Raw genomic sequence first — 12,948 nt, 5'->3', positions numbered from 1 at the left:
AGAATGAAAGCAACAGACGTACAGGTTCAAGGCTGCTATATTGATGGAGAATGGGTGGTTCCGGACGAAGGCAAATTAATAGAAGTGAAAAACCCGGCAGACGGTTCTGTTTTGGCTTTGGTACCGCGCGGGGATCAGGCTGAGGTAGACAGTGCCGTTAAAGCGGCAAAGAAGGCATTTCGTTCGGAAGAGTGGAAATCACTGCAGGCTTATAACCGAGGCAGACTGCTTTTTAAAACAGCAGATATCATCCGCGAAAACAAAGAAGAACTGGCTAAATTGGAAACGTTAAATGTCGGCAAGCCGCTTGTCCAGGCTGAAATTGATGTGGAAATCGCTGCCCGCTATTTCGAATTTTACGCTGGTGTGGCCGATAAAATCATGGGTGAAACAATCCCGGTTGAAAGAGGCATTATCGATTACACTGTCCGCGAACCACTTGGGGTTGTCGGACATATCATTCCTTGGAATTACCCGCTGCAAATCGCAGCACGAAGCATTGCCGTATCGATTGCAACCGGCAATGCTGCAGTACTGAAGCCGGCTGAGGATACGCCGCTATCCACACTGAAGCTTGTTGAACTAATGGAAAGCCTTGGACTGCCAAAAGGTATTCTCAATGTGGTAACAGGCTATGGCTATGAAGCAGGAGCGGCCTTATCAGCTCACCCTGGAGTCAATCATGTTACCTTTACCGGTTCAGTCGAGACTGGAAAAAGAGTCATGGAAACAGCAGCGAAGAATATTGTACCGGTAACATTGGAGCTTGGCGGAAAATCTCCGAATGTAGTGTTTGCTGACTGCAATGAGGAATTAGCATTAGAGTGGGTGTTAAAGTCCATCATACAAAATGCCGGACAGACATGTTCTGCAGGCTCCCGCCTGGTGATTGAAAAATCAATCAAGGATGAGTTTGTGCAGAAACTCGCTGCATCCTTTGAAAAGCTGAGAATTGGGCAGGGAATCAACAATCCTGACCTTGGACCCGTTTTAAACCAAAAGCAATTCGAGCGGATCCAGGGCTTCCTGCAGCTTGCAGAGGATGACGGAATCAGGGTGGCAACTGGCGGAAAACGCCAGCCTGTCGAAGGCTGCGAATCAGGCTATTATCTCCAGCCGACCATTTTTGATAACGTCCCGGCGAACCATTATCTTGCCCAGGAGGAAATCTTCGGACCGGTTCTGACCGTGACTACTTTCGATAGTGAAGACGAAGCAATTGAAATCGCTAACGGCACACCGTACGGACTTGTTGCAGGCGTATGGACCGAAAATGCCGGCCGGGCCCACCGCGTTGCCAATGCGCTTGAATGCGGTCAGGTCTTCATCAATCACTATGGAGCAGGCGGAGGCATCACCCAGCCATTCGGCGGCTATAAGCACAGCGGCTTTGGACGGGAAAAAGGATTGGAAGCACTGAAGAATTATACGCAGGTGAAGAATGTGGCGTTGAAATATTGATGGTTGATTGCAGAAAAGGGATGCCTTCCTTACATGGAGGCATCCCTTTTTGCAGGCTCTGAATCTTACTTTAAGAGATAAATCACAATATCCCCGAATAATATAAATCAACAACCTTTTTAAAGAGGTGGTATTGTGGGGTACACAAGAAATCAAAAAAACACTTATTTAAAAATTATTTTAGTTACTCTAGCTATTGTCCTTTTATTATTATTGCTTAAAGCCTTGTTATTTTCATCAGAAAAACAGGCAAAAGAAGCTGTCGGCCAGTTTTACGCTTTTGAACAGAAAGGGGAGTTTTCATCTTCCTGGGAGCTCTTCCATTCAAGCATGAAACAGAGATTTTCTAAGGGGCATTACATCCAGGATAGGGCCCATGTGTTTATGAATCACTTTGGTGTCGATACTTTTACCTTTACACTTGGTGAGCCCGAAAAGCTTAATTCATGGAGAATGTCCAAAAAAGATTCCGTAGTCAAACCTGCCTATAAAATTACCATTATCCAAACCTTTAAAGGAAAGTACGGAAATTTCGATATCGAACAGGATGTATATGTGGGGCAAGAAAAAGGAAAGTGGACAATATTATGGGACTATAATAAGTAAGTTTTTTTAATGCCTGCAAGGAGAAATATGTCAAATTTCAAAGAAAACATTCCATTTATTATCGCGGCCATTTAATTTATGATAGAAATATAAACAATGGGTAAAATAAACTTAAAATGAAACTTTTTCCATTCCCATTCGTCTATATAGTAGGAAATATTATCCATGTACTATGTATCTATTCTATTAAGCTATGAATTTTGTTTAGGGAGGAAAAACATGAAGAGTTTTATGGGGAAGGGTCTAGCGGCAGGATTAGCCGCCACTCTGGCGGTCAGTTCTTTCTTGCCAGGGGCAGCAGCAGCAGCTGATAAGAGTGTCACACAAAGAGTTTATCAGCAGCTTGAGCAATTTAACCTGCAAAATAAAGATTTTAAGGCTAGCCAGGTAACAAAGGACGAGGAAAAGAAATTTACTGAGAATCAGCTTGTTGTAAAATATGAAAAGCCGCTATCTCAAAGTGAACACAAGAAAGCCGGCGGAAAGCTCGTTAAGAGGTTTGCCAGCCTAGGCTATGATGTGATTGAAGTTCAGGGCGGAAAAGAGCTAATGCAGGTGGCCGAGAATTATGCCAAACTGGCCAATGTGACCTCCATTAACAGAAGTGCTTATGGTAAAAGGCTGGGAACCGCAGATCCTAAGGCTCCCGAAATGTTTCACCTTAAAAATTTAAATCTTGAAAAGGCGCACTCACTTGCAGGCAAATATAAAGTTAAAGTAGGGGTCATTGATACAGGGGTAGATGCGACACATCCTGAGTTGAAGAACAAAATTACAGCGAATAAAAATGCCATGAATCCATTGAAAAAAGGCGCACCTGATAGCCATGGCACACATGTAGCCGGAATTATCGGTGCTGAACAGGGAAATGGAATCGGCGGTTATGGTGTAGCCCCAAATTCCGAGATTGTTTCAATCGATGTTTTTAACCGTTCCTGGTATGTTACTGATTATACGATTGCTGAAGGAATTCTTGAGGCCGTTCGCCAAAAGGTGAAAATTATTAATATGAGTCTTGGAACCTATTATCCTTCTCCAATCCTTAAAGATGCTGTCCAAAAGGCAATTGATGCCGGTATTATTGTGGTGGCAGCAGCAGGGAATGATGGTGCGAATATCCTTAATTATCCTGCTTCCTTTGATGGAGTGATTAGTGTCGGGGCAACAGACGAACATAATCAGCTTGCATCCTTTTCTACATATGGACCATCTGTAGATGTAGTAGCTCCTGGCCATAAGGTATATGCACCTGTTTTTGATATGGACAAGGGTTCTTCCTTTGTTGAAATGAGCGGTACTTCAATGGCATCTCCAGTAGTGGCAGGGGCAGTGTCCCTATTAATGTCCAAATATCCAAACCTTACACCTTATCAGGTGAATTATATTTTAACGAAGACAGCCAGAGATTTAGGAGCCAAAGGCTATGATTTAAAATATGGCTATGGAATGATCGATCCGGTCAAGCTGCTGTCATTTGATCCGAAAAAAATTCCTGCGGACCCGTCTGTTAAAGAAGCGGATATCCTTGCCAAAGCTAAGGATCTTGGCGAATTTGAGGCTATTCCAGTGTCAGGCAAATTGCAGAATTTGAACCAAACGGATCTATATAAAACATCATTAGCTGAGGGTGAGTATATACAAATTTCCCTGGACGGAACAGAAAATTTTGATTTGAAATTAGAACTGCTATTTTTCAAGGATGGAGAGAAAAAACCGCTAGAAAAGGCAGAAATAAATGGAGCACGTGAGGGCAGCGGTGAGGGAACCCTCTTTAAAGCCGAAGAGAATGGTACGCTTGTTGTCGCTGTTAAAGATAGCTTCGGAAAGTATGGAGAAGCTGGACAATCAACCTATAAGCTAACACTTCATAAGAGTGCAGATTTACTGGAAGATGGCAATTCAATGGAAGCACCTGTCGAGGTTGAATCCCTGCCGTATCGATCCGGATTGGTTAATTACTATACAGACGAACTATTAATGTCAGGTGAAAATCTTCCGGAAGAAGAAATGGAAGAGCCTGAAGCAGAAGCCGCTTCCAAGCAAACAGAAGAAGCTGTTATTGATGAAGGAATGAAAGAAATCCCAGGTGATTCAGATTTCTTCCGCTTTAAAGTTCCAGGGCAGGAAGAGGATGGGATGAAAGCCGTTAAAATCAGCCTTTCGGGTGTCCCGGGAATTAATCCTTCCATTAAACTTCATATGATTGAAAAAATGGAAGAAGGAGAAATGATTCATGAGATGGATCAGGCCTCCTATAAAGGAGAAGGAAAAGGCGAGGAGCTGGCATTTAACGCGATTGGCGGCCAGGAATATATGATTGAAGTAACAAATAAACCATATTTTGATGAATTCATGCTCATGTTTGGGGACTTTGAAATTGATTATGAAAAAAGCTATTCTTCCTTCAAGCCATACCAATTAACGATTGATGCGAGATCACTTCCTGCTGATGAAGATGGCATCCCGATGGACCTTGGAATGGGAAGTCCTGAGGAAGAGCTTGTTGAAGGAGATCTAGAAGAGTATATTGCCAAGAAAGAAGCGATCGAGCAAAAGATGTTCGATCCATACATGCAAACCTATGAAGATTATATCAATACGCTAAAGGATGCTGCTGTATCGTTTGAAGAAAGTGAATCAAAGGAAGGGTATCTGCAAACCTTCGGGGATGAGGACTGGTTTTCCTTCACACCGAAGCACAGTTCCATTTTTGAAGTGAATATGAGTTACGGCCGCTACAAGCCGGCAGCGATGGAAGTGTTAAAGTACAATGAAGAGTACAAGGACTTTTCATACGTCTATTCCAACAGCACCTGGTCCTGGACGGACGATACAGTATCAGTAGAGGGTAACTTTACACTCGGGCTGCAGGCAGGAGAGACTTATTATTTCCGTGTTTCCGATCCAATGTATCGTCCAGCGTTCGAACCTTATCGCTTTACAGTAAAAACAAAAGTAAAAGATGTTGCAGATCCTTATGAGAAAAATGATTCCTTAGAAAATGCCATAAAGGTTTCGACAACAGGACTGACAGGCAATTATTCAACAGCCGGAGATGTGGACACCTATTATTTTAAGCCTGGCAAGGATGGGGTGTTTGGAGTCAGAGTCACACCAAGAGAATTGTCTGACAAATACAAAGGTGTTAAAGCACAGCATCGGGCTGAGATTGACCCAGTCCTGGTATTAATAGAGGATACGAATGGAAATGGGAAGCTGGAACCGGAAGAGGAAGGCAATATCACGATGGTAGATTACAGCTTTTACAGCGGGGAAGAAAGAACCGGCTTTAAGACCAAAAAGAAATCAGGCTACTTTATCTTAACCTTTGATTACTTTGGAACAAATTCATCATTAGTTCCATATATCCTTAAGATTGATGGCGCGAACAGGACAGATGAAGACAGTGCTTCCAAGGTGAAAAATAATATCCCGTCTAAGCCGCTTTCTTTAAAACGAAACGGAAATGGCTTTTATGCAACGGGCTATATGAATGTCACATCTAATAAAGGCGATCAGGATATCTACAAGCTTAACCTTGATAAAGACAGAAGCGTTACGGTTGCTTTGCAGATGCCAAGGGATTTAGATGGAAAAGTAACCATTTATAATTCCAAAGGAACCCAAGTGGCTGTCTCTGATTACTACGGTAAAGGTGACAATGAAATCTTGCCGTTAAAGCTGAAAAAAGGCAGCTATTATATAAAAGTGGAGGATGCCGCGGGCAATGCCAGCACAGATCCTTATAAAATCACTATAAAGTAAAACGAAAAAAAGCAGTGCGATTGCACTGCTTCTCAGGCTATAGACAAACCCGATGAAAATCGGGTTTGTCTATAGTCTTTTTTAGTCATTCTGTGAAATGGGCCTGTTTGATTTCCGTTCGAAAGTGCTTCACTTTCCACGGGGGCCATGGTACTCCCTTTGGGATGCTGGGGAGATCACCAGTTGAGAGTAACAGAGATTTATAATGCCAGATGGCTTTTTAACTCATCTTGTATTCTCTTTTGTTCTTCATCAGGGACCATTAAATACCAGATGTTATTTATGGTTTGGCCGCTGCCTTCGATGGCAAGTTGCTCAATATTTTTTCCAGCTTCTTTGTAATTCTTTTGAATATCAACCATTTCGTTAAAAGCCATATTCGTTTTGATATTTTTTCCAAGGGCTTCAAAGATGTCATCAAATCTAGTCAATGAAGAGAAGCTTGCCCCTTTATTAATGACTCCCTGGATAATTTGGCGCTGCCTTAGCTGCCTGCCGAAGTCCCCTCTTGGATCCTCATATCTCATTCTTGTGTATTTTAATGCCTTTTCACCATCTAAGGTTAACTGCTCCTTCGGAAAATGAACACCATCAGAAGTGAAGTCCAAGTCATTATTTACTGTAACACCCCCGACCGCGTCTACAATGTCTTTGAAGCCTTCCATATTGATTTGCATATAATAATCAATTGGAATATCGAGGAAATTCTCGACGGTGGCCATAGACATCTCTACTCCGCCAAAAGCATAGGCGTGGTTAATTTTATCATCGATGCCTTTTCCAACTATTTGTGTTCGTGTATCTCTAGGTATACTTAGCATTTTAACCGAATTCTTTTCAGGGTTAACCGTTAAAACAATCATTGTGTCTGAACGTCCTTTGTCACCTTCCCGCTCGTCCACACCGAGCATAAGGACAGAAAAGGGATCTCTTTTTTCTAAAGTAATCTGTTCCGGTCTCTTTTCGGACTTCTCTCGTTTAATCGGCTGGTGCATCGTTTCTACTGCATCCGTTAGAGATTTATAAACGGTGTAACCGTAAACTCCAGCTGCTGCCACAGCCAGGAGTAGAATCATCCCTATAACTCTAAGCCATACTCTTTTTTTCTTGCCTTTTTTTTCGGCTCTCATTTCTTTACCTCCGATGGATTAATAAACCTAACTAATAGATTATCAAATTTAAAGAGAATTGAATAGATGGGGGATTGTGAAAAAATGTAATTCTGCAAATAAAAAACAGGCAATCATGCCTGTTATATTTCGGAATATGAGTCTTCGGTGAAAGAGGGGTGGGGTTGATAGAAATGAGGACGGTTAAGAAGTACGTTTGTTTTTAGAGCGGTAACTAACAAGCTCTAAAATAAATAATTTATCTTTTTTGGTAAGCATTCTCCAGCTTCCAGCTTTAATTTTCATGAATAACAACTCCTTCTATTATTATTTATCTATTTACAAAACTTGTAATTCTACTAATTACTATTTGTATACCGCCATTTTTTGTAAATGAAACAACAAAAATTTCTACAATATTTGACTTCATTTCTCGGGAAATTTCGAGCAGTTGTATGTCAAGCAAATAAAAAAACATCCAATCCCAACGTCCAGGATTGGATGCTACTCTTATTTACTCTTCAATGGAATCTAAAAACACAGATATTACTTTTGCCGCTTCCTGGCGTGTCGCATGGCCTTTCGGCAGGAAGAGACCTTTGCCATAGCCTTCAACATATCCAAGCTCATATGCAGCAGCAATTGCTTCCTGAGCTTCCACAGTCAGCTTCGTGATATCAGTAAATGGTGCTTTTGCCTTTGGTTCATAAGCTGTTTCAGTTTGCAGCTCATAAGCACGCTCAAGCATAATCGTCATATCTGCACGTGTAATAGGATGCTTAGGGTTAAATGTTGTTTCCGTTACACCTTTGACTAATCCAAATTCATGGGCAGCCGAAATTTCCTGTTTTGTTTCATCAGGAAGATGAGCGATATCTGTAAATGGAGCGTCTGTGGATGCTTTTAAATCTAGAGCCCTCACTAATAGAGAAGCAAATTGAGAGCGTGTTAATTCAGCTTTTGGAGCAAATGTCGTTTCAGATGTGCCTTTTACTAGATTCTGATCGTAAAGGTCTGCAATATATTGGCGGGACCATGAATAGGCCGGTACATCTTTAAATGGAAGATAAGTGACGATGCGGCCTTCCTTATTAGCATCGATTGGGCTATTTGCTTTAATATAGTCGATTAAGACCTCATCCAAGGCACCATATTCATTCACAAGCGGCCCTTTTTCAAACATTGTGTAATCATCGCCGCCGACAGCCATAAAGTCGTTTGTTGCTACAACATAATCCTTTGTAAGGTCAACTGGCTTTCCGGCGATCATTAGATCCTTAACTCTTTGGCCCTTTTCAGCATTTAGATCAATTTCAAAGCTCATACCTGAAACATGGGGAAATGCACCCTTAACATTAGGATAGTCGCTGGTACCATGTTCAAGTGCAGCCTTAATTTCTGCACCCGTGAATTTCTTTGTCACAAGGAAATTACCGAATGGCAGAACATCAATTACATTCTTTTTTGTAATATCGCCTGCTTCAATAGACGCACGTATTCCTCCGCCATTTGTAATGGCAGCGTCTGCATTTGAAGCTTTGTGCATGGCATCGGTCAAAAGGTTACCCAAATTTGTTTCGCCTGCACGAACATGTTCGCGTACACCATCTAAAAGTGTTTTAGTGGTACCGATTTTTTCAGACAAAATTACGTCCTGGGCTTCGCTTACTTCGTCAATTAATGCTTTTACATCTGCATCTTCCAGTGTTTCAGCAGCATCTTCTTTCGTAATCAAACGTGCTTCTTTGCCGACAAGCTTGTTTCCATCAAAGGTTAATTTAACAACACCCAGATTTTTCGTATGCTCACCGGCACTAACTATAAGGGTGCTTTCACCAGCAGCTTGTCCTTCAACAAGGGTAGAATGGCTGTGGCCATCGACGATCAAGTCAATGCCTGGTGCACCTTCTGCTACACGGATGGATGTGTCAGTGCTGGATTCGTCAATTCCGAGGTGGGTTAATGCTACAACCATATCCACTTTTTCTGTTTCCTTCAGCACTTTAACCATAGCCTTGGCTTCTTCAACAGGATCCGTGAATTCTAACCCTTCAACATTTTTCGGATTGGTCTTGTAATGCGTTTCTGGAGTGGAAAGTCCGAAGATACCAATCTTGATGCCATCTACTTCTTCAACCTTATATGGCTGTAATAGAAGGGAATCATCCGTCTTATTTCGGACGTTGGCACTTAGAACAGGGAAGTCCATCAGTTTTTGCAATGCCAATAATTGCTGATAACCATAGTTGAAATCGTGGTTTCCTGCCGCCATTGCATCATAGCCTAATTTATTTAAAATTTGTGTAATACTTTCACCTTTTTCAACTGTTGCAAAGGGAGTTCCATGAAGTGTATCACCTGCGTCGAGCAGAAGCGTATTAGCGTTTTCCTGCTCAAGTTCTTTGATTAGGGTAGCCAGCTTGGCAAAGCCCAATCCTCCATCAGTTGGCTTTACTTTAGCGTGAGAGTCATTTGTATGTAGAATCGTGATTGTTTTGGTGCCTGTTTCGGCTGCAGCAGCTGGTTGGAGTCCTGCCAGGGAAGCAAGGATTAAGACTGCAGAAAACAATACTAGAAAACTTCTTTTTAACGTAGCCATTTTTCTCCTCCTAAAAGATTAATAGTCAATCATTTCTATTATAATACAAAATTAGACAGGTAAGCTGAATATTTTAAATAATTTGCAATTTAAAAATAGGGCTGTAATAAAGAAAGACAGCAGATATTCATCTGCTGCCGAGTGGTTAATTATTTATCACTTCAATTGACCAGGCTGTTAAATCTATATCATTCTTTTTAATAAAAGAAGAAGGGAAGATAAAGGTCCAAGGTTTAGAAGTATTTGCTTTTACGGTAAAGTCTTCTAATTTAAATACTCCTTGAGCAAAAACCTCGTTGGAGGAATCTTTGGCAGCAAGAGGTATTTGATGGAGATGAATATCCTGTTTGGTACCGTTTCGGATCATTAGTGTAACAGAAAGATTTTCACCAGGGTTATGGTTAATCTTAATCCCCATGAAATTGACTTCTCCATCCTTAGGCTTGCCCGCAGAAGCGACCAATTTTCTTAACCCTTCTTTTTCTTCTGCTGAAAGAGCTTTCTCCCAGCTTTCGTGAAGATCAAGAGTATGAGGCTTTGCAAGCTCAAAAGCCAATGTCCAGTTGCTATCCTTAATGATTTCCTGCTTTATTGTGTTTGCAGGGAAGCGGAACACCCATGGCATGCTGCTTTCTGCAGGGATTTCGCCCAGCTCGCTTAAGTCAAAGGACTGTCTTGCGATAAGGCTTTGTTCCTCATCTAAAAGGAGCAGGGTTGTTTCGCCAAATGACACCTTTTTCTGTAAGCTGTTCCGTACAAATGCCGTCACTTCAATGCCGTTTGGTGTATTGGCCAAATCCACTCCAGCTATTGAAATCTGATTGGGCTGCAATGGCATCAGCTCATTATGCAGGAAGCGGAATACATACTGCTGCTCAGCAGGCAGGGTCCAGCCTGGATGTATAAAAAGTGCTGTTTTCACTTCTTTAACATCTGCAGACTCCTTTACATCCATTAATTCTTTCGCTTCAATCGTATTATCTTTCCCGCTCTTTTTGATCTCTTTATTTTTTTTCCGAAAAATTGAAAGCATGAAATAAAACTCCCTTAATGCCGATTTCTTAAAAAGTTTGCAGCGCCTCTTGCCATTTCCTTCTCGATTTTCTCATAAGTGAGGGTAAAGAGCTCAAGTCCATCATTCTGGTAAAGTCTCATAGGATCTTCCTGCTGATAAGAGCGCAAGCCGATTCCTTCTTTTAAACGTGTCATTGCTTCTATATGCTGAATCCAATTGTAATCAAGGATTGATGTCATAATATGCTTGATGGCTGCTGTAAACTCCGGTTCATTTATTTGAGATTGTTCAAGTATATACGCTGTATAGCTGTCGACTGCCTGTTTTAATGGCTGTTGGACCTCTTCAATATCCAAGATCGGGTCAGGGAAACGGTATTCCTGATTTACCAGGATCTCATCCATACTTTGTGCTAATTGGTCAATCGCCCAGTCTTCAGGTAAAACGCCTTCCTGGCAAGCTAGCTTAATCTCTGCTTGAACGGCACTTTCAACTGTGGAAATTAACAGCTTATCCAGGTCTCTATTTTCGATGATTCTATTGCGCAATGTATAAATGATATTTCTTTGCTCGTTGATGACATCATCAAGCTTCAGGTTATACTCCCTCATGCTATAATTGGCGCCTTCCACAATCCTCTGAACACGGTCAACAAACTCGTGGATATTTTTATTCTTAACCAAGCCATCTTCTGAGACTGAAAGGCTTTTATTTAACTTTTCCAGCTCTTCTTTGGCAAATCTTCTAAACATATCATCTTCAAGCGAGATGAAAAATTGTGTTGATCCAGGATCACCCTGGCGGCCTGAACGTCCTTTAAGCTGGTCATCAATTCTCCGGCTTTCATGGCGTTCTGTTCCAATTACGTGCAAGCCTCCTAAAGCATGGACACCTTCCCCTAGAAGAATATCCGTTCCGCGCCCAGCCATATTGGTGGCAATCGTAATTTGCCCTTTTTGACCGGCGATGGAAATTAATCGTACTTCCTGTTCAACGCTTTTGGCATTAAGCAATTCAAATTTTAATCCGGCCTGTTTCAGGTATTTAGCGACTTCTTCTGATTGAAGGATGGAGGTAGTTCCGATTAAAACAGGCTGGTCCTTGCTGTGCCGTTCCTGTACCTCTTTTGTTACTGCATCATATTTCTCTTCAATGGTTTTATAAACCCGGTCAAGAGAGTCCATTCTTATTTTAGGACGGTTCGTTGGCACTTGGACTACTTGCATGCCATAGACCTGCTCAAATTCCTTTTCGGATGTTTTAGCAGTGCCGGTCATGCCGGATAGGAAAGGGTACATTCTAAAGTAGTTCTGGATTGTAATCGACGCCTGTGTTTTGTTTTCTTCAGTTATTTGCAAACCTTCTTTGGCTTCGATTGCCTGGTGCAGGCCGTCGCTTAATGTTCTGCCCTCCATGATGCGGCCGGTGAACATGTCGACCAGCATAATTTTGCCGTCCTTTATGATATAGTCGACGTCTTTCTTGAACAGGACATAAGCTCTGACAGCTTGAATGACGTAGTGATAAAGAGTCTGATGCTCCAAGTCATATAAATTATCCACGCCGAAAGCCATTTCGACTTTTTCAATTCCTTCGTCAGTTAAACTCGTTGCTTTTGTTTCTTCATCTAATATGTAGTCGATATCCTGTTCGAAGCGGATGGCCAGTTTTGCAGCGATATAACGAAGTTCTGGTCCGGATTTCATTTTTCCGGCGATAATCAGAGGGGTCTTTGCCTCGTCGATTAAAACACTATCCACTTCATCAATAATTGCAAAGTGATATGGCCGCTGAACTCTTTCTTCCGGGCTGCCGACCATATTGTCCCGGAGGTAGTCAAAACCAAACTCTGTACCTACGCCATATGTAATATCTGCTTTATAAGCGTTCTTCTTTTCTAAAGGGTTCATTAATGGAAGGTTTAATCCGACAGACAGGCCGAGGAATTCATGGACTTGCCCAATAATTTCTCTGTCCCGCTTTGCAAGGTAGTCATTGACGGTTATGACATGGACGCCTTTACCTTCGAGAGCTTTTAGATAGCTTGGAAGGGAAGCGACAAGCGTTTTTCCTTCTCCAGTTGCCATTTCAGCAATATTTCCATCTGCCAGGACAAGGCCTCCGGCAAGCTGGACGTCAAAATGGCGCATGCCCAAAACACGTTTGGCTGCTTCTCTGACGGTGGCGAATGCCTCAATTTTAATATCCTCTATCTGGCTTCCATTCTGCAGCTTTTCCTTATATTCTGAAGTTTTTTCCTTTAACTGTTCATCCGATAAGCTGCTGAACTGATCTTCTATTTGATTGATTTTTTCAACTGTTTTAAAGTAGCTCTTTAACCGGCGCTCATTCATATCGCCGAAAGCCTTCTTGAGGTAAGTTAACATAGCGGA

7 protein-coding genes are annotated in these 12,948 nt (G+C 41.9%); 3 read left to right on the top strand and 4 right to left on the bottom strand.

What is annotated here, in order from left to right; all coding sequences use genetic code 11:
- Nucleotides 1–3 precede the first annotated feature (3 nt).
- The 3 genes from J7I93_RS03250 (at nt 4) to J7I93_RS03240 (ending at nt 5,832) form a co-directional block, all read left to right on the top strand.
- Nucleotides 4–1,461: an aldehyde dehydrogenase family protein gene (locus J7I93_RS03250; RefSeq protein WP_214723257.1), complete on the top strand. Its 1,458-nt coding sequence runs from the start codon at nt 4–6 to the stop codon at nt 1,459–1,461.
- A gap of 135 nt (nt 1,462–1,596) precedes the next feature.
- Nucleotides 1,597–2,067: a hypothetical protein gene (locus J7I93_RS03245; RefSeq protein ID WP_214723255.1), complete on the top strand. Its 471-nt coding sequence runs from the start codon at nt 1,597–1,599 to the stop codon at nt 2,065–2,067.
- A gap of 219 nt (nt 2,068–2,286) precedes the next feature.
- Nucleotides 2,287–5,832 carry a S8 family peptidase gene (locus tag J7I93_RS03240; RefSeq protein ID WP_214723253.1) on the top strand — a complete coding sequence of 1,182 codons (3,546 nt, stop codon included), beginning with the start codon at nt 2,287–2,289 and terminating at the stop codon, nt 5,830–5,832.
- A gap of 200 nt (nt 5,833–6,032) precedes the next feature.
- On the opposite strand, the gene tagU is transcribed toward J7I93_RS03240, so the two are convergent.
- From tagU to secA2, 4 genes are all read right to left on the bottom strand, one after another.
- Entirely contained in the window at nt 6,033–6,962 is a 930-nt protein-coding gene (gene tagU, locus J7I93_RS03235; protein WP_214723251.1) for a polyisoprenyl-teichoic acid--peptidoglycan teichoic acid transferase TagU, read from the bottom strand.
- A gap of 493 nt (nt 6,963–7,455) precedes the next feature.
- Nucleotides 7,456–9,540: a 5'-nucleotidase C-terminal domain-containing protein gene (locus tag J7I93_RS03230; RefSeq protein WP_214723249.1), complete on the bottom strand. Its 2,085-nt coding sequence runs from the start codon at nt 9,538–9,540 to the stop codon at nt 7,456–7,458.
- Nucleotides 9,541–9,685: 145 nt separating this feature from the next.
- The gene (locus J7I93_RS03225; RefSeq protein ID WP_214723247.1) at nt 9,686–10,573 is read right to left on the bottom strand and encodes an accessory Sec system S-layer assembly protein; all 888 of its coding nucleotides are present in this window, start codon (nt 10,571–10,573) and stop codon (nt 9,686–9,688) included.
- Between the two features lie 14 nt (nt 10,574–10,587).
- Nucleotides 10,588–12,942 (bottom strand): accessory Sec system translocase SecA2, encoded by a 2,355-nt coding sequence (secA2, locus tag J7I93_RS03220; protein WP_214723245.1) that lies wholly within the window; start codon nt 12,940–12,942, stop codon nt 10,588–10,590.
- Nucleotides 12,943–12,948: the final 6 nt, after the last annotated feature.

It is taken from the genome of Bacillus sp. ISL-47 (genome assembly GCF_018613175.1).
Taxonomy (GTDB): domain Bacteria; phylum Bacillota; class Bacilli; order Bacillales; family Cytobacillaceae; genus Cytobacillus.
The sequence above is the reverse complement of the archived record's forward strand: the minus strand, read 5'-3'. Positions and strand labels throughout refer to the sequence as shown.